The sequence below is a fragment of the Dellaglioa sp. CoH-57-MRSF-17 genome, assembly GCF_056782015.1.
In genome coordinates this window covers 1-281 of record NZ_JBXAXY010000122.1, presented here as the reverse complement: position 1 = coordinate 281, position 281 = coordinate 1, and the positions used below count along the sequence as shown (strand labels likewise).

The window sequence follows — 281 nt, the reverse complement described above, 5'->3', positions numbered from 1 at the left end:
CGATTGAACTTGTTCATGTTTTCCTTCAGATACCAGTCAGGAGCACCGCCGATTGCGGCTTGACCACGATCGGGTTGAAATCTGTGGCGTACGAGCGCGTAGCCGGCGTACGATCATCGTCCAGCCAATCCATTGGTGCAAAGTCGTCGAAATCGTCATACGCGAAGTCGTCCATATTCGATTGGTCCAGCGATCGTTCGTGAACTGCGCGCTCGTGCGGGTGCAGGATTCCGGCCTCCATACGACGTACGTACGCGTCGCGGGCACGTGCCGTGAAGAAC

Annotated in this window: 1 protein-coding gene; it reads right to left on the bottom strand. The window is 56.6% G+C overall.

Translation table 11 applies throughout. From position 1 onward, the window contains the following. Nucleotides 1-25: 25 nt before the first annotated feature. On the bottom strand, nt 26-281 hold a 256-nt coding region (locus tag AC1RPJ_RS08110), incomplete at its 5' end, for a hypothetical protein (RefSeq protein ID WP_481762897.1).